Here is an 18,229-nt window from a genome sequence, read left to right as displayed (position 1 = left end):
ATAATAAAGGTAGTGAAGTGGGTCGATGGATTTGAAGTTAGGGGTGGCTAGGATGGTTGCAGAAAAGGAACGAGTGTTAATGGATTTAAAAGATGTATTTGAATATGCGTTTGACGAAATTTTTGTTACAGATGAGCAAGGGATCGTTGTGCGTGTAAATAGTACATGTGAAAGGCACTACCAACTAGCTGCCGAAGAGTTAGTGGGTAAGCATGTAAAAGAACTACAAAAGGATGGAATCTTTTATCCATCAGCGACATTAGAAGTGATTGAAAAAAAGAGGCCAATTGAACTCGTTCAAACTACAAAATCAGGAGAGTATTTACACGTTCGTACAAGGCCTGTTTTTGATGATGAGGGAAATTTAAGAAGAGTGATTAGTTATTCTCGCGACCTTACTGAACTCTATCAATTACGTCAAAAGGTAGAGGAAATGGATAATCAGCTAAAAACATATAAAAAAGAATTAAGAGAAACATATGAGCATGAAGGACTTATTTTTAAAAGTCTAGCTATGCAAAAAATAGTCGATACAATCAAAAAAGTATCTGTAGTGGATAGTACTGTTCTCGTTTTAGGCGAGACTGGAGTAGGAAAAAGTCGATTAGTACGCCATTTACATGAGGTGAGTCATCGGAAGAATGAAAGTTTCTATGAAATTAATTGTGCGGCATTGCCAACTAATTTAATTGAATCGGAGCTTTTTGGATATTCAGGTGGATCTTTTACAGGTGCAAATCGTGAAGGGAAAAAGGGACTATTAGAATCCGCGCATAAAGGAACTCTTTTTTTAGATGAAATCGGTGAAATGCCGATTGAAATCCAAGCGAAGCTTTTGCAAGTATTGCAAGAAAAAACATTTCGTCCTATAGGCGGAAGAGAATTAAAAAAAGTGGATGTTCGAATTGTCGCGGCAACAAATAGAGATTTAAGCGAGATGGTGAAACAAGGAACATTTCGGAAAGATTTATACTATCGTCTGAATGTCATTCCAATTGCAATTCCCCCGCTTAGGGAAAGAACAGAAGATATTTTACCGCTTATTTATCATTACTTGCAGCACTTTAATAAAAAGTACGGACGTGATGTGAAACTAGCACCGGGTACATTACAAATGTTTGTTGGATATCCGTGGGAAGGAAACAATAGAGAGATAGAGAATGTAATTGAGAGAATTGTTATTACTGTCGATGATGTTGTAACGGTAGAGGATTTGCCACTCTCTATGCAAGAGGCTGCAGTTGAACAATCGGGGCAAAGCCTTTATAAAATGCTGGAAGAGGTAGAGAGAAATATTATTCTTAAAGCGTATAAAACGTATGGATCAAGTTATAAAGTGGCTGAGTTTTTGCAAATTAGTCAATCTGCTGCTACTAGGAAAATTAAGAAGTTCATAGAGGGGGAAGAAAACATTGGATAAAAAGGCGACTTTCGTAAGTATAGATAAAAAGGCGATGTATATAAATGGTGAGTGGATTACACTACAAGAACAAATTGAAGTAAATAATCCTGCGACGAAGGAAATATTTGCAACTGTACCAAAAGGCGGAGTAACAGAGGCAAAGCAAGCTGTTGATGCTGCACATGAAGCTTTTAAAACGTGGTCTAAGTTAACGGCAGCAGATCGTGCCACGAAGTTAAAAAAGTGGTTTACGCTTATTGATGAAAATAAAGAAGAGATCGCAGCGATTATGACGAAGGAACAAGGAAAGCCGTTTGCAGAAGCGCTTGGTGAAGTAAATTATGCAAACAGTTTTGTTGAATGGTATGCAGAAGAGGGGAAACGCGTATACGGTGAAATGATTCCTGCTTCTCATCCGAATAAGCGCATTTTAGTTATGAAGCAACCAGTTGGCGTTATGGCAGCTATTACACCTTGGAACTTCCCAGCTGCTATGATTACGAGAAAGGTAGCCCCAGCGCTTGCAGCAGGCTGTACAGCCGTTGTGAAACCAGCAAGTCAAACGCCATTAACTGCATTGAAATTAGCTGAATTAGCCCATGAAGCAGATATTCCAAAGGGCGTAATCAATATCGTAACAGGTAGTGCAAAAGCAATTGCTGATACATGGATGGAAGATGGTCGCGTTCGAAAAGTGTCCTTTACAGGGTCAACGGAAATCGGGAAAGAGTTAATGGCTAGTGCGGCGCAAACGATGAAAAAAGTTTCGCTTGAGTTAGGGGGACACGCTCCGTTTATCGTAATGAATGATGCAGATTTAGATAAAGCAGTAGAAGCGGTGATTGGTTCGAAATTCCGTAATGCAGGACAAACGTGTATATGTACAAACCGAGTATTCGTTCAAGAAGAAGTATACGAAGTATTTGTAGAGAAGTTCCAAAAGGCAGTAGGGCAGTTGAAAGTAGGAGACGGTTTCGGTGACGGAACGACTGTCGGGCCACTTATTGATGAGAATGCAGTTTCAAAAGTACAAGAACATATTGAAGATGCTATTCAAAAAGGTGGAACAGTTTTATATGGTGGTCAAAAGGTCGCAGAGTTAGAGGGACATTTCATTCAACCGACTGTAATTGGGTTGGCAAATGATACGATGCTTTGTATGAATGAAGAAACATTTGGGCCAGTGGCACCAGTTGCGAAATTTAAAACAGTTGATGAAGTAATTGAACGTGCAAATAATACACCATACGGTTTAGCTGCGTATATTTTCACGAAAGACATTAGCCAAGCATTCCAAATTAGTGAAGCGCTAGAGTACGGTATTATTGGTCTAAACGATGGTCTTCCATCAGTTGCACAAGCACCATTCGGTGGATTTAAAGAAAGTGGTATCGGCCGTGAAGGAGGCCATTTCGGCATCGAGGAATATTTAGAAATTAAATATATTTCATTAGGACTATAAGTAGTATACTAGAATCTCTATAAGGTAACAGAGAAGGAGATTCTAGTATGGTATATTGGCTATTATTACTTGTTACAATTATTTTTGAAGTGGCTGGAACAATTGCGATGAAACTATCAAATGGTTTAACAAAGCTCGTTCCAAGTGTACTTATTTTCGTATTTTATGGAATTTGTTTCAGCGTGTTTGCTATCGTCGTTAAAAAGATTCATTTAAGTATTGCTTATGCCATTTGGTCTGGCGTTGGAACGTTACTTATTACAATCATTAGTGTGTACTTTTTTAAAGAGCATATTAGCTTATTCCAAGCATTTTGTATTCTCTTTATTGTTTTGGGTGTCATTGGGCTTAAGGTTTCATCGGCATCATGAAAGCTATCTTTTGTAGAAGATAGCTTTTTTCTATTTGTGCAGTTAGCAATTAATACGACAAAATATGACAAGAAAGAGTAAAGCGTTTTGTTATGATACATATGAAATATTGTCTTATGTGGAGGAAAGAGTATGTTAAAAAAGGTGAGTCAAATTGTTTTAATTTTTGGCATAGCTTTTAGTTTAAGTGCTTGCACTGAGACTAAAGATAGTAATGAAAGTAAACAAGAAGATGTTCAAGATAAAGTGTATAAAATAGGGGAGACAGTAGACGTAGATGGTTTGCAAGTAACTATCGATTCAGTTGAATTAGGATATCCGGATTATGATGAGGATAAAAAGAAAGAAGAGATTTTGGGGGTTATTTTCAAAGTGGAAAATAATAGTAAAAAGGAAATACCTTTTGCATTTTATGAATTTGAGATTACCGATAAGAAAGGTACAAGATTTAAAGAATATAATAACCCTGATAGCTTTATTAGTAAAAAGTTAGCACCAGATGAAAAAATTCAAGATATCATGCTATTTGACGTAGCGAAAGAAAATACGTATATCGCTACATATAGACCGGAGTTTACGCATGAAAATAGAACGATAAAATTTGAATTGAAACCAAATAAATAAAGAAACACATTGGATTATCCAATGTGTTTCTTTATGGTAATAAATTTAAAACGCCCAGTTACCTTTACGGAAGATAGGCTCATGTCTGCCATCAGCAGTAATACCGTCAATATCAAGCTCAGCTGATCCAATCATGAAGTCGTTGTGTGTGATACTAGCGTTTGCGCCGTTTTCAGCAAGTTCTTCTTTAGACATTGTTTTTCCGCCAACTAAGTTAAATGCATAAGCATTTCCGATTGCAAGGTGGCAAGATGCATTTTCGTCAAATAGTGTATTGTAGAATAAAACATTTGTGTTTGAAATTGGTGAGTCATGAGGCACTAAAGCTACTTCTCCTAAGAAGTGAGAACCTTCATCTGTTTCTACTAAATGTTTTAAAGCTTCTTCACCAGCTTCAGCTTTATAGTCTACGATACGCCCGTTTTCAAATGTTAACGTGAAATTATCGATAATATTACCTGCAAATACTAACGGTTTTGTACTAGAAACTTGGCCGTTTACACCTGTTTTAAGTGGCATTGTAAATACTTCTTCAGTTGGAATATTAGCCATAAATGGTACGTTCTTTTCATTTAAGCTACCAGCACCAGCCCATACATGTTTTTCTGGAAGTTCGATTGTTAAATTTGTTCCAGGACCTGTATAGTGAAGAGCTTTATAATGCTTTTCGTTTAAGTAATCCACTTTTGTATGTAATGTTTCATCATGTTCTTTCCATGCTTCTACAGGATTTTCTAAATCAGCACGAGTAGCTTTGAAAATAGCATCCCATAACTTTGCTTCTTGTTCTTCTGGCGCTACGTCAGGGAATACTTTCGCAGCCCATTCTTTCGTAGGAACAGAAATGACACACCAACTTACTTTATCTGCTTGTACGTAATCACGGTATACTTTCATTGCTTCTCCAGCTACTTTATGAGCTGTTGCAATACGCGATGCTTCTACACCTTTTAATAAATCAGGGTTTTCTGCATAGATAGACATAAATGCAGCGCCTTCTTTTGCTAATTCTTCACGAGCATGTGCTTTCCAAGATGGAAATTCAGCGAAAGCTTCTTCAGGAGCTAGATCGAACTTTAAGCGTGTTAACGTCTCATCATTCCAATCTACATATACGTGTTTTGCACCAGATTTATATGCTTTTTCTGTAACGAGGCGTACAAATTGTACAGCTTCAAGAGGTGCACTAATTGATAAAGTTTGTCCAGGTTGAATATTAACACCAACATTAACTGCAAGAGCAGCATATTTCTCTAACGTTTGTTCAAATGACATATGTATAATCTCCTTTAATTTGAAAGATTTCTTACTATATATAATACAAGAAAATTCTAAAAATATATATAAATATAAAGTAAAAAGAGAGCTCAAAATGTATTGAGCCCTTATATTTACTTAATTGAAGAAGCAAACTGCTCTACAGTCGTTGTATGGTGTATACGAACGCGCTTCATCTTTAACAATTCATCAGGTTCACCCTTCGTAATGAATTGCCCAGGCTTTGTCGTCGTCGCAAATTGATAATACTTCTTCGTTTCTGTAACAACCTTATCATCTACATGACCGAATGGATAAGCAATCGCGATAACAGGCTTACCTGTTATTTTTTCTAGTTTTTCTTTTGAACCTTTTAACTCTTCCTCATAGTTTGTAATTTTCGGTAAGTCTGCATGTGTTGCAGTATGAGATTGCACCGAGAAAATGCCGGAATCAACCATTTCTTTTATTTCAGAAGTAGACAATGCTCCTTCTACATCAACGTTATCAACAATCATATATTCTGTTGCTGCCGGTTTAAAAGTATCATCTTTTAGCTTTTGTAAAACGCGAAATGCATTCATATTATTTTTCATACCGTCATCAAATGTAACGAAAATCGGCTTATTTACTTTATTTATATCGCCCCAGCGTTCAAACGTTAACAGCGTATAACCATTGTCCTTTAAATGTTTCATTTGTGCTTCAAAGTTAGCTGGTGATACGAATAAGTCTTTAATACCTTGACCATGATAATCATCAATTGCGTGATACATAAGAACAGGAACCTTTTGTTCGAAAGTAATAGTAGATTTCGTAAGCGGGATTGTTTTCCCATCTTCTTTCATTCCTGTTGCTTCAATTTGGAACTCACCGCGTTTTCCTTCAAATTCCTTTATATCAAAAGGAAGTGTGAATTGCTTCTCTTTTTCTTTAGAAGAAAAAGATTTAGCACTTTCCTTGCCATCAGCTGTGCGCCAAATTTTATATTGTACTTCAGTTAAATTATCTTTTATATCTGTCATATGAATAGTAGTGTCTGTAGATTCGTATGTGATGGGAGTATAAGAAATTTTACCTTGTTCTTGTACAGTCTCTTTTTGTTTAGCTACTTCTTGAACCTTTTTCTCTTTTTTAGGTTCTTGGCTTACATTGCTAGTATTGAAGCCTGCTAGAATGGCAGACGTACATAAAGCAATTGCTGCGTATTTTCTCATGAAAATCACCTTCTATTGTGTAGTATGTTGCATATTGACATTAAAATCCCCACCGCTATAAGAGTGTGGGGATATACCCTTGTTCATCATATCATTTGAAGAAAATGAGGGGAATATGATTTTTAGGAGGCTATTAAGGTAATAGATTAGTGACTTTGAATAGATGTATTTTTTTGTTTCTTATTAGAATTAATAATGATATAACCAACTACAAAGATAAGAGGAATAATGAAGACATAGATAGGCATTCCCCATACATAATAGCTTTTCAGCGTTAAGACTAGTAAATGTAAGAAATCGAAAATTGCGTGGGCTTTCATAATATCCTCCAATGTTTTTTGAAAATTATAACATTTTAAACTTGTTATTTGTATAATTTGGAAAGTGATTTAAGCTAATTTTAAAGTAAGAAGAAGACTTATTAATATGCAATTTTGCATACGGGTATGGATTCTATTAAAATATAAAGATTTTATACTATAATAAAAACCGCTATAAAACTAAGTAAGGATAATGTATGGAGTGGAGAATAGAAATGAAATATAAAAAAATAATATATATCTTTTTCATATCGCTATTTATAGTTGGTTGTCAAAGTGAAGTGAGTAAAGCGAATAGTGTGGAAGAGTATATTCCATCGCATCTTATGAATGCGGAAGTGACGGCGGATATTATGACACTAGAGATGGATCGTGATACACGTAAAAAAGTAGAGGTTATTACTAAAAAGATGAGTGATCATGTAAAGAATGATAAAGAGTGGTACATAAACTATATATCAGGGCATATAGATAAACAGGTGAAACCGTATCATCCTAACTTTGGTATTACAGAAGAAGAATATAACTTTTTTAGAAACGCCGTTGAGAATAGTAGTTTATCTAATACAAGTGATGGAAAACTTCAATTTAAGCAAAAAAGTAACCATGAAATTGAAATTGTTTCAAGTAGAAACCTAGAACTATTCCAGCATCTAGTAATTGATACAGAGAAGAATATAATAAAAACTTCTTTTGGAGAATGCCAGTATGTTGGAGAAATAAAGCCATCTTCAGAAAAAAGAATATTAGGTCGAGTAAATGGCAAACAATGGATGTTACAAAAAGAAAATTTAATCTATTTATTCTCTTTAGGAAAGCTTGAAGGAGAAGATAAATCTGTTATGGTTATTTCAGTAAAAGGCATACACGAAGGAAAACTTATTAGTAACGAGGAAGTAGTCGAATTCCGTTCGATTTCATAAAGAATCAAAAAAATCACCTTACTCGTTAAAGTAAGGTGATTTTTTATTAAATAAACAATCCAGCGATTGTTGCAGATAAAATAGAAGCAAGTGTTGATGCAAATAGCATTTTCCAACCAAATTTAGAAACAACGCTTCCTTGTTTTTCAGAAAGGGCACGGATTGTACCAACGATTGCACCAATTTGGCTAATACTTGCGAAGCTAATTAAGAATACTGTAACGATTCCAACTGTACGTGGAGCTAATGTTGTAGCTGTGTCTTTTAAATCAAGGATTGCTACAAACTCGTTTAAAACAATCTTCGTACCCATAATACCACCAGCTGGGATAATATCTTGAGTTGGAATACCCATTAAGAATGCGAATGGAGAAAGTACGTAACCGAAGATTTGTTGTAAAGTAACAGCATGTCCCATTGCGCCTGAAGCTGCACTAATTACGTAGTTTACAACTTCCATCACACCGATAAAGGCGATCATTAATGCGGCAACGATACCAGCTACTTTTAAACCATCAAGCGCACCGTTAATCATTGCGCCGATAAAGCTGTCTCCGAATAGAGTTCTATCAAATTTTTGAATCACTTCATCTTCTTTTTTCGTATCAACTGGTGTTAATAACGAACAAACGATTAAGCTTGAGAATAAGTTTAGCGGAAGAGCTGCTAGTACGTATTTTGCATCTAACATCATTACGTATGATGCTGTAACAGAAGCAGAAACGGAGCTCATCGCAGAACAACAAATGATAAACATACGATTTTTATTGAAATGCTGTAAATCGTTTTTAATGACGATTAACGCTTCACTTGAACCGAAGAATACAGAGTTTACTGCGTGGAATGACTCAACGCGCGGCAAACCAGTAATTTTTGAAATTGCACCGCCGACAACACGAACGATGAATGGTAAAACACCTAAATAACTAAAGATTGAAAGTAGTGCTGAGAAAAATACGATAATTAATAATACGTTTAAGAAAAAGACAAAATCTCTGTGAATTCCATTAAAGAGAAAATCGACACCTGTCGTACCAAGTTTAATTAGTTTGTTGAAAACTTTACTAATGAAAATAATGATTTGTTGACCAATCTTTGTAGCAAACATAAACCAACCGATTAAAATTTGGAAACCAATCATAATTGCAATTGCACGGAAGTTGATTTTACTTTTGTTGTTTGACAAAGCAAAACATAAACCTAACACGGCAAGAATACCGATAATGCTCATTACATATTGCATGTAGTTGCCCCTTTCAGAAGTTCGTATAAAGTTTGTACATAAAACGTTCGTTATATTACTAAAAATAAAAGAACGAGGTTTTATGTCATACGTAAGATGTCTGACCTTTTAGAAAAATAAAAATAAAAAAAGACCCATATGGATTCACTTTCATCTATGAGAGAAAGCTAATCAATATGAGTCCTTTTTTACGCATAGGCTAATATTCATTAGTTTTCCCCATAGTCCAGCAATTTAAGGTTGCCGGGTAGAAACTCTCGATCCATATTATCAAGTATATATGAGGTAACATCGTCCGTATTAAATTAGTAGTAGCGTAACATTAACAGAGAAGTATCGTCAATAGCTTTTTTTCTTCCAATAGAAAAAGACCATATAAGTATGATAAAATGTAACGCAGTGTTATGAAAAAGAGAGGTCGGAAAATGAGTACTAAAATGACGCCACCAGTTGAGAAAAACGAGTTTATAGATGTAGTATTTGAAGATTTAACACATGATGGTGCCGGTGTTGCGAAAGTAAAGGGCTATCCTATTTTCGTTAAAAACGGATTACCAGGTGAAGAAGCGCAAATTAAAATTATTAAAGTGAAGAAAAACTTTGCATTTGGTCGTTTAATGAAGCTTCATACAGAAAGTCCATATCGTAAAGATGCAGAGTGCCCGGTATATAACCAGTGCGGCGGTTGTCAGCTTCAGCACTTAACTTATGAAGGACAATTACAGGCGAAAGAAAAGCAAGTACGTGACGTTATGCAGCGCATCGGAGGACTAGGCGATGTTCCTGTTCATCCTGTACTTGGTATGAAGAACCCGTGGGTATACCGCAATAAAGCACAAGTACCAATCGGAGAACGTGAAGGTGGGCTTGTAGCTGGTTTCTATCGTCAAGGAACGCATGACATCATTAATATGGAATCATGCTTAATTCAGGCAGAAGAAAACGATACATTAATTCAAGAAGTAAAACGTATTTGTGAAAAGCACGGTATCACTGCGTACAACGAAGAGCGTAACAAAGGAACACTTCGTCACGTAATGGCTCGTTACGGACAAGTAACAGGGGAAATTATGCTTGTCTTCATTACACGTACAGCAGAACTACCAAACAAAAAAGCAATTATTGAAGAAATTGCAGCGAAATTCCCAGAAGTAAAATCGATTGTTCAAAACGTAAATACGAAGCGTACGAATGTAATTTTCGGAGATAAAACGACAGTACTGTACGGATCAGAATATATTTATGACTTTATCGGTGACATTAAATTTGCGATTTCAGCACGTTCATTCTATCAAGTAAACCCAGAACAAACGAAAGTGCTATACGATAAAACGTTAGAATACGCAAAATTAAATGGTAACGAAACAGTAATCGATGCCTATTGCGGAATCGGATCAATCTCGTTATTCCTAGCGCAAAAAGCGAAAAAAGTGTACGGCGTTGAAATCGTCCCAGAAGCAATCGAAGACGCAAACCGAAACGCAGCACTAAACAACATGACAAACGCTGAATTTGGCGTAGGAGAAGCAGAAGTAGTCATTCCAAAATGGTACAAAGAAGGCGTAATCGCCGACACAATGGTCGTAGATCCACCGCGTAAAGGCTGTGACGAAGCATTACTAAACACAATCATCGACATGAAGCCAAACCGCGTCGTATACGTATCGTGTAACCCAGCAACATTAGCACGTGACTTAAAAGTACTAGAAGAAGGCGGATATAAAACACAGGAAGTACAGCCTGTTGATATGTTCCCGCATACGACTCATGTGGAGTGTGTGGCTTGGCTTAAGTTAGTATAATAGGAAAGCAGTTGATATAGAAAAAATCTATACCACCTGCTTTTTGGTTTACAAAAATACCATTCATAAGCGATTTTAGTTAAAATAAATATTGCTGATTTTCACAAATTATAAATTGAGATTTTGAAATTGTATTCATAGTGAGAGGATTTGAATTTGAAATGATAGATAATTTTTGGCGTGAATTACCACGACCATTTTTCGTACTTGCACCAATGGAAGATGTGACAGACGTTGTTTTCCGTCACGTAGTAAGTGAGGCTGGTCGTCCAGATGTATTCTTTACAGAGTTCACAAACTCAGATAGCTATTGTCATCCAGAAGGTATGAAAAGTGTACGTGGTCGTTTAATTTTTACAGAAGATGAACAGCCAATGGTGGCACATATTTGGGGAGATAATCCTGAATATTTCCGTCAAATGAGTATTGGTATGGCAGAGTTAGGATTTAAAGGCATTGATATTAATATGGGCTGCCCTGTACCGAATGTAGCATCAAGAGGAAAAGGTAGTGGTCTTATTCTACGTCCAGACGTTGCAGCAGAACTTATCCAAGCAGCAAAAGCGGGCGGACTACCTGTCAGCGTAAAAACAAGACTTGGCTTTAAAGAGTTAAGCGAGTGGGAAGATTGGTTAACGCACATTTTCAAACAAGATATTGCGAACCTTTCTATTCATTTACGCACAAGAGAAGAAATGAGCCAAGTAGATGCGCATTGGGAACTAATTCCGGAAATTAAAAAATTACGTGACCGTATCGCACCAAATACGTTAATAACAATCAATGGAGACATCCTTGATCGTAAAATGGGACTGGAACTTGCTGAAAAATACGGCATTGATGGCGTAATGATCGGACGAGGCATCTTCAAAAATCCATTTGCTTTTGAAAAAGAGCCAAGAGAGCATAGCAGTAAAGAACATCTAGATCTTTTAAGACTACAACTTGATCTTCAAGATCAATATGCAGAAGTACTGCCACGCTCAATCACAGGACTTCACCGCTTCTTCAAAATTTATGTGAAGGGCTTCCCAGGAGCTGCGGAATTGAGAAATCAATTGATGAGTACGAAATCGACCAATGAGGTGCGTGCTTTGTTGGATAAGTTTGAGGATAGTGTTGGTGTTGCTCAGGATAGTGAGACGGTTTAACTTTTAAGCAGTTAAATCATTTCATATGTAGTGTATGACATGAGTGAGTTGAAAATAAGCGTAGAGCTGGAAAAGAACAGTGTATTTGAGAAATCAAAGCACTGTTTTTTTCTTTTAGTTAATGTTAAGAGAGAAATCTTTTTAAAGGCATATAAAAAACACGTAAGATCTCTGTAGATACAATGATAGAGAAAAGTTCGGGTAAGACTATAAAACATATCTTTAAAATGTTAAAGTATTAATTTAGCGGACAATAACTAAAAGGTTAGATTTAAACATGATAATTTAAAGCACGTTATAGGATAAACTTTAACTGCTGAATAAATAATCAACATTTCAGGAGGAAACCCAATGGCAATGAGCAACAACGATATATTAAAAAGAGTACGATACGCTTTAGATATAAGAGATATAGATATGGTGGAAATCTTTAAACTCGGCGGGATGGAAGTAACGAAAGAAGACGTAGTTGATATGCTTACAAAAATAAAGAGAGCTCCTCAGCATGAAGCTGAAGATGCGGATGTAATCGAAGATGAGTACGTAAAAACATGCGATATGATGATGTTAGAGGCATTTTTCAATGGATTTATTACTTTAAAAAGAGGAAAGCAAGATCCGAAACCAGGGCAGCCTGCACCTGTACAGAGTAAGGAGAGTGCCAATAACCTTCTTCTAAAGAAAATGAAAATCGCACTATCTTTAACGAGTGAGGATGTACTTGATATATTAGATAGCGTAGGCGTTACGGTAACAAAAGGAGAGTTAGGCGCTCTATTAAGAAAAAAAGGTCATAAAAATTACAAAGAGTGCGGCGATAGATACGCAAGGAATTTCATTAAGGGATTAGGTGTAAAGTATAGAGGATAATGAGTTCGTTAAAGCAGTAAATGATATAATAGGTAGAGTAGGACGTTTGTATCCTACTCTTTTTTATTTGTAAAATAATACGCTAGGTGATGAAATGGTACATACATATTTAGGTGAGACAATTAATTTTCATATAACTTATAAGAAGAAAAAGTCCGTGCGTCTTTTTGTAGATTCGTATGGAAATGTGGAAGTGCAGGCTCCGAAAGGGACACCTGTTGAATACTTAGTCCAGTTGCTAGAGGAGAAGTGGGATTGGATTCAGACAACTCGTAAGGAAATGGCGGAGCGAGCGCATGGACCACAGGAAAAGGATTATGATCAAGGAGAGGGCTTTTTGTATTTAGGGAATACGTATCCGATACAGATTTCCCAAGATGCAAGCATTGAGCAAGACAATGCGATTTTTGAAGGGGATAAGTTACATATTTATGTAAAAGAGCTAAAGGATGAGAAAATACAGCAAGCTTTAAAACGATTTTACTATAAGCAGTGTAAATCTTTAGTAGAGAAGAGTATTAAAGCGCATCAAAGTAATTTCAAAACAAAACCACGTTCTATTCGTATTACAGATAGTAGTCGTACTTGGGGTACTTGCGATTCGAATTTACAACTAACATTCAATTGGAAGCTAGCAATGGCACCACAGCGAGTAATTGACTATGTAGTCGTTCATGAAATGTGTCATATGGTTCATTTAAATCATGATCGCTCTTTTTGGCGTCTTGTCGGGAAGATAATGCCTGATTATAAGGAAATGGAGAACTGGTTAGCTTTATCTAGTTGGAAGATGACGGTTTAGGAAGGGATATCAATTTTTGTCGGTAAATCGATATTTCTTGTCGAATCGTTGATATATTGTAAGTTTTGATAGATATATTTTAAAAATCGTTGATATAATTTCATTTACCACAGGATTGTTCAACAAATCGAAAAGAGAAGAGATCACAGCAGACATCTCCTCTTTTCGAGTATATAGATTATCGCCCAAACTTCACAATGAAAGTATCTGCTGTTTTCTCCATCTCATACCCACGATACCCCTCCGAAAGCAAAGCCTGCTGTCCACTAGCATCACTCATTAGAATACTTTGAACATCCGTCCAATCTCTTTCATTATCTCCGCGCAATTTCTTCACAAAAACATACCGCAGACTATCACCATATTTTTCCTTCAACACAGCAATCTCCATCCCTTGCGCAAATTTATCCTTCAAACTCGGGATGTTAAAAGGAGCAACGGTGCAGCATACATAATCATGTTTGCTATCTTCTTTTTGCAATTCGTCCATGATGACGTTTGCTAATATTTTTTGCATACCATTTCCTCGGCAGTTCGGATGAACGTTTGAGATTTCTTGATAGATGACGCGGTGTAGTTCACTTTCTGGCAAACCAATATCAAGCCCTAAATGTTCATCATCGATAGGCGGGACGAGTAGAGCGCGAAATGCGATGAGTTCGTTTTCGATAAAAGCACCGATCATCATGCCGTTTCCTTTTAGAATGTATTGAAATTCTTCTTGTGAGAGTGGTTGTAAACGACTTTTATCTTCTAGTGCTTCAACTACAATGTTTTGTAGTGATAAAATTTGTTCGATGTGCTCTAGTGATAGTAATGTAACGTGAAATGATTCGTTATTTTGTTTTAATGTTCCTTCGTATAGAACCGTCATATGATAGTCCTCCTTTAGCGTACAACGTCTTGAAAGACGGTTAGTTCTTGTAGTGTATCTTCGTTTATTTCAATGCCGAGTCCCGGCTTTTCGTTTAAGCGAATGAATGGTACATCGTAATGTAAGTTTCCAATGTCTTTCGTGAATTTTAATGGTCCTGTTAGCTCTACGCTCGTAATGATTTTCTTTGAGAAAGCGACATGGAATCCTGCGGAAGAGGCAACAGAGGATTCGACCATTGATCCCACTTGGCATTCAATGCCGGCCATTTCAGCTTGATGAGCGAGCTTTACAGCTGGATATATGCCGCCGCATTTCATTAGTTTTATATTCACTTTATCGGCAGCTTCTAATTTAATAATTTGGCGCATTTCACGAGAACTTTTTAGTCCTTCATCAATCATAAGCGGGAGATCTGTTTTAGAACGAATATGAGCCATGGCATCAATATCGTCCGCGATAACAGGTTGTTCAATCCAGTCAATGTTTAAATGTCCTAATGAACGCAGTGCTGTTAATGTGTTCGCGCTATTTTTCCAGCCTTGGTTTACATCAATGCGAATAGCGATGTCATTTCCTACACGTTCTCGTACAGCTTCAATACGTTTCACATCTTCTTTTACATTCGTACCAACTTTCATTTTGAAAGATTGGTAACCTTTTTGAATCATAGAAGCAGCTTCTTCAGCCATATCTTCAGGATCGGCAATACTTAAAACGTGAGTGACAGGGAATTCTTCATGATAGCGCCCACCAATTAATTGATATACAGGTTGATTTAGTTTTTTGCCCATTATATCAAAACAAGCAATATCAATTGCGGCTTTCGCTGTTGGAACACCGTAAATTGTATTGTCCATCATGTCGTGTATTTTTTCGATATTCATTGGATTTTTCCCGATTAGAGCAGGGGTTAGCGTATGTTTTAAAGTATGGAAAGTACTTTCCCATGATTCACCTGTGACGTGATCATCAGCAACGCCTTCACCGTAACCGATAATACCTTCATCTGTTTCCATTTTGACGATAATAGAGGGCATATCAGAATAAGAGCCATAACTAATAACAAACGGACTGCGAAGCGGTAAACGAATTGCGTAAAGATGAATAGCTGTAATTTTCATTGAATAGAAACTCCTTCCTGTTTTACAATAGTTTTATACATTTGATATAGTTGACGTTAAATAGTCGTTAATTAATGATAAGGAGTTAGAGAAAATGATGATAAAAATTGCAGTTGTCGGTTCAAAGGAGTTTATGGATAACCTTTTTCCTATTGCTCAAAAATTAGAAGGAATAGAAATTGATTCCTATATTTACCTTCATCCGGCAGAATCTTCTGAACTATTAAAGTGTCTAAAGCCTTGTGATGTCATCTTTTTCTCAGGTGCTTTACCTTATTATATGGCAAAAGAAGTAAGAGAACAATTACGAATTCCAAGTACATACTTACAGCAAGACGAGACAACTGTCGCATCTTCCATTCTTTCTATCATGTATCATCAAAGTATTCAACCACATAACATTTCCATCGATTTAGTAGACCGCTCGTTTATTACAAATGTGTTCCATGATATCGGTATAAAAGAAAGTCCGCAAGTGTTGGATTATGAAAATATGCTGTGGAGTAAAGATGAAATAAATAGAGTTATCGATTTTCATGTAGCTAAATATCAATCTGGAGAAGCTCATTTAGCTTTAACTAGTATTCACGCTGTTTACGACGAGCTTCAAAAAATGGGTGTTCCTTCAGAGCGTATGATTGATCCAGCACAATCCATTATACATGGGCTAAAAGATGCAAAAATAAAAGCTGAGTTAGCAAAAAGCTATTCAGCTACTGTTGGTACTTGTATTATTTCGTCCTTAGAATTACGAACGAGTTTGCTTGAAAAACTAGATGTCATTTCAAAAGAACTACGTGGTTCATTTAAACAAGTGGATGAAATGACATGCATTTTGTATACAACTCGTGGTGATATCGAATCAATTATTAAAACAAATGCGATAGATAACTTGTTTGCGAGTGTAGAAGGAACGATAGCTATTGGATTTGGTTATGGAAAAACCGTGAAAGAAGCGGAGCAAAATGCAAAAATTGCTCAAAGTTTTGCAAAGAATAATCCAATAGATCGTTGTTTTTATATACTAACAAGTGATAAAGATTTGTTTGGTCCATTCCCGAAAGAACAGAGAGTACAAAGTTTGAAAAATGATAATCCGGAACTAATGAAAATAGCGAAGGAAACGAAGCTTAGTCCGGCCAACTTGTCAAAAATTATTCAATTTAGTCAATCGCATCCGTCATTGAAATTTACAGCAGCTGACCTTTCTGAGTACTTACAAGTGACTCGAAGATCGACAGAAAGGTTGTTAAAGAAATTAGTTGATTACGGGTATGCTCATATTTGCGGCGAGGAAATGCCCTATCAACAAGGGCGACCTCGCGCACTATATGAACTGAATTTACCGCTATTTTTAAGCTTCTAGTTGAGCTTTTTGTTTCTTTAGCAGTTCTGCTTTTTCAATGTCTGATAGTTTTACAATTGTGAAACCTGTTATACCATAAATGATTGAGATAATAGGTACGATGAAATTCAAAATAGCATAAGGAGCATATTCAAATGCACCTACGCCAAGTGTAGCGAGAATAAATACACCGCACGTATTCCAAGGAACGAAGACAGAAGTTAATGTTCCGCCATCTTCTAATGCTCTGGATAAGTTTTTTGAATGTAGTCCTTTTTCTGTGTATGCATTTGCGTACATTCTTGAAGGGACAACAATTGAAATATATTGTTCAGAGCAAGTAAGGTTTGTTGCAAAACAAGATGCGATAGTAGAAGCGATAAGCCCTTTTGCTGATTTCGCTAACTTTAAAATTTGATTTACAATTGAGCGAAGAATACCTGTATGTTCTAATACTCCTCCGAAAGTCATAGCGACAATTGTCATAGAGACTGTATTCATCATCGAATCTAAGCCACCGCGGTTAAATAGTTCGTCTACTAGCTTGTTTCCAGTGTCTATAACAAATCCAGCTTGGAGTGCACCGACAGATGCTGAGACAGAACCACCTTGAATAAAGACTTGTGATAAGAATCCTAAAATAATACCGACGAGAATGGCTGGTATGGCAGGAACCTTTTTAGCGACCAATACCATAACGGCTACGGGTATAATGAGTAGGAAAGGTGAGATAACAAAGTTTTGTTGCAATACTTGTAACGTTTGATCGATGCTCTTCGCATCAATATTGTTAGCGCCGAAGCTTCTTCCTAAGACCGCGTATACGATAAGAGTAATAATTAAACCGGGAACTGTAGTAAATAACATATGACGAATGTGTGCGAATAAATCTGTATTTGTTAATCCTGCGGCTAAGTTAGTTGTATCTGAAAGCGGTGACATTTTATCGCCAAAATAAGAGCCTGAAATAATGGCACCAGCAACCATTGGAGCTGGAATTCCCATACTTAGGCCAATTCCCATTCCAGCAACACCAATTGTACCCATTGTAGACCAAGAGCTACCAATCGCTAATGCAACGATAGAACAAATGACAGTAATGGAAACTAAAAATAGTGATGGAGTTAAAAGTTTTAAACCGTAATAAATCATCGTTGCGACAATTCCACCGCCAATCCAAGCACCAATTGTTAAGCCAACAAGAATAATAATGACGATAGCGGGTAATGCAAGACGAATCCCTTTATACATTGCTTCTTCAAGATCATTCCATTTGTAACCGTAACGCCAAGCGACAATAGAAGCAACGGTTGTACCGATAATAAGTGGAACGTGAGGGCTTTGTTTTAATACAACAATTGTAACCATCATAACTGCAACGGTAATGATAATAGGGATAATCGCTATTCCAAAAGGTATTTCTTTTTTCATAAAGTTCCTCC

Annotated in this window: 17 protein-coding genes and 1 riboswitch; of the genes, 10 read left to right on the top strand and 7 right to left on the bottom strand. The window is 36.5% G+C overall.

Annotated features, from left to right (window positions below):
- Positions 1-52 precede the first annotated feature (52 nt).
- The 4 genes from MR160_RS11170 (at position 53) to MR160_RS11155 (ending at position 3,859) form a co-directional block, all read left to right on the top strand.
- Positions 53-1,420: a sigma-54 interaction domain-containing protein gene (locus MR160_RS11170; protein ID WP_000225139.1), complete on the top strand. Its 1,368-nt coding sequence runs from the start codon at positions 53-55 to the stop codon at positions 1,418-1,420.
- Positions 1,413-2,864: an NADP-dependent succinate-semialdehyde dehydrogenase gene (gene gabD / locus MR160_RS11165; RefSeq protein ID WP_000358137.1), complete on the top strand. Its 1,452-nt coding sequence runs from the start codon at positions 1,413-1,415 to the stop codon at positions 2,862-2,864. The genes MR160_RS11170 and gabD overlap by 8 nt, the downstream gene beginning before the upstream one ends.
- A 47-nt stretch (positions 2,865-2,911) precedes the next feature.
- Positions 2,912-3,235 (top strand): DMT family transporter, encoded by a 324-nt coding sequence (locus MR160_RS11160; RefSeq protein WP_000263262.1) that lies wholly within the window; start codon positions 2,912-2,914, stop codon positions 3,233-3,235.
- Positions 3,236-3,367: 132 nt separating this feature from the next.
- A complete protein-coding gene (locus MR160_RS11155; protein ID WP_000915102.1) occupies positions 3,368-3,859 on the top strand; it encodes a DUF4352 domain-containing protein in 492 nt (163 codons plus the stop codon).
- Between the two features lie 45 nt (positions 3,860-3,904).
- Here the strand turns inward: MR160_RS11155 and MR160_RS11150 are convergent, their stop codons facing one another.
- The 3 genes from MR160_RS11150 to MR160_RS11140 all read right to left on the bottom strand — a co-directional run bounded on the left by MR160_RS11150 (position 3,905) and on the right by MR160_RS11140 (position 6,653).
- A complete protein-coding gene (locus tag MR160_RS11150; RefSeq protein WP_242297351.1) occupies positions 3,905-5,134 on the bottom strand; it encodes an aminopeptidase in 1,230 nt (409 codons plus the stop codon).
- Between the two features lie 116 nt (positions 5,135-5,250).
- Positions 5,251-6,333: a polysaccharide deacetylase family protein gene (locus MR160_RS11145; RefSeq protein WP_242297349.1), complete on the bottom strand. Its 1,083-nt coding sequence runs from the start codon at positions 6,331-6,333 to the stop codon at positions 5,251-5,253.
- Between the two features lie 146 nt (positions 6,334-6,479).
- Positions 6,480-6,653: a hypothetical protein gene (locus MR160_RS11140; RefSeq protein ID WP_000643592.1), complete on the bottom strand. Its 174-nt coding sequence runs from the start codon at positions 6,651-6,653 to the stop codon at positions 6,480-6,482.
- Between the two features lie 215 nt (positions 6,654-6,868).
- Here MR160_RS11140 and MR160_RS11135 point away from each other — a divergent pair, with 215 nt between their 5' ends.
- Positions 6,869-7,576, top strand: coding sequence for a hypothetical protein (locus tag MR160_RS11135; RefSeq protein ID WP_000875600.1), 708 nt, complete (start codon positions 6,869-6,871; stop codon positions 7,574-7,576).
- 46 nt (positions 7,577-7,622) lie between these two features.
- Here MR160_RS11135 and MR160_RS11130 read toward each other — a convergent pair whose 3' ends face one another.
- Positions 7,623-8,819 (bottom strand): NupC/NupG family nucleoside CNT transporter, encoded by a 1,197-nt coding sequence (locus tag MR160_RS11130; RefSeq protein ID WP_001200491.1) that lies wholly within the window; start codon positions 8,817-8,819, stop codon positions 7,623-7,625.
- A gap of 202 nt (positions 8,820-9,021) precedes the next feature.
- Positions 9,022-9,123, bottom strand: a riboswitch (purine riboswitch).
- A 121-nt stretch (positions 9,124-9,244) separates the two neighbouring features.
- On the opposite strand from MR160_RS11130, the gene rlmD reads away from it, so the two are divergent.
- The 4 genes from rlmD to MR160_RS11110 all read left to right on the top strand — a co-directional run bounded on the left by rlmD (position 9,245) and on the right by MR160_RS11110 (position 13,444).
- Positions 9,245-10,621, top strand: a complete 1,377-nt coding sequence (rlmD, locus tag MR160_RS11125) for a 23S rRNA (uracil(1939)-C(5))-methyltransferase RlmD (RefSeq protein WP_000105032.1) — start codon at positions 9,245-9,247, stop codon at positions 10,619-10,621.
- Positions 10,622-10,782: 161 nt separating this feature from the next.
- On the top strand, positions 10,783-11,772 hold the full coding sequence (locus MR160_RS11120; RefSeq protein ID WP_000566714.1) for a tRNA dihydrouridine synthase: 990 nt from the start codon (positions 10,783-10,785) through the stop codon (positions 11,770-11,772).
- Between the two features lie 351 nt (positions 11,773-12,123).
- Positions 12,124-12,642: a YehS family protein gene (locus tag MR160_RS11115; protein ID WP_001251723.1), complete on the top strand. Its 519-nt coding sequence runs from the start codon at positions 12,124-12,126 to the stop codon at positions 12,640-12,642.
- A gap of 94 nt (positions 12,643-12,736) precedes the next feature.
- A complete protein-coding gene (locus MR160_RS11110) occupies positions 12,737-13,444 on the top strand; it encodes a M48 family metallopeptidase (RefSeq protein WP_000233754.1) in 708 nt (235 codons plus the stop codon).
- Between the two features lie 178 nt (positions 13,445-13,622).
- Here MR160_RS11110 and MR160_RS11105 read toward each other — a convergent pair whose 3' ends face one another.
- Positions 13,623-14,318 carry a GNAT family N-acetyltransferase gene (locus tag MR160_RS11105; protein ID WP_242297347.1) on the bottom strand — a complete coding sequence of 232 codons (696 nt, stop codon included), beginning with the start codon at positions 14,316-14,318 and terminating at the stop codon, positions 13,623-13,625.
- Between the two features lie 14 nt (positions 14,319-14,332).
- Positions 14,333-15,442, bottom strand: coding sequence for a mandelate racemase/muconate lactonizing enzyme family protein (locus MR160_RS11100; protein WP_000704500.1), 1,110 nt, complete (start codon positions 15,440-15,442; stop codon positions 14,333-14,335).
- 94 nt (positions 15,443-15,536) lie between these two features.
- Between MR160_RS11100 and MR160_RS11095 the strand changes: the two genes are divergently transcribed.
- Entirely contained in the window at positions 15,537-16,808 is a 1,272-nt protein-coding gene (locus MR160_RS11095) for a transcriptional regulator (RefSeq protein WP_097980823.1), read from the top strand.
- Here the strand turns inward: MR160_RS11095 and nhaC are convergent.
- The gene (nhaC, locus tag MR160_RS11090; protein ID WP_000711513.1) at positions 16,797-18,218 is read right to left on the bottom strand and encodes a Na+/H+ antiporter NhaC; all 1,422 of its coding nucleotides are present in this window, start codon (positions 18,216-18,218) and stop codon (positions 16,797-16,799) included. The two genes, MR160_RS11095 and nhaC, sit on opposite strands and share 12 nt — an antisense overlap.
- Positions 18,219-18,229: the final 11 nt, after the last annotated feature.

Source organism: Bacillus cereus group sp. BfR-BA-01382, from assembly GCF_022663475.1.
In the GTDB taxonomy this organism is placed as follows: Bacteria; Bacillota; Bacilli; order Bacillales; family Bacillaceae_G; genus Bacillus_A; species Bacillus_A thuringiensis_S.
The sequence above is the reverse complement of the archived record's forward strand: the minus strand, read 5'-3'. Positions and strand labels throughout refer to the sequence as shown.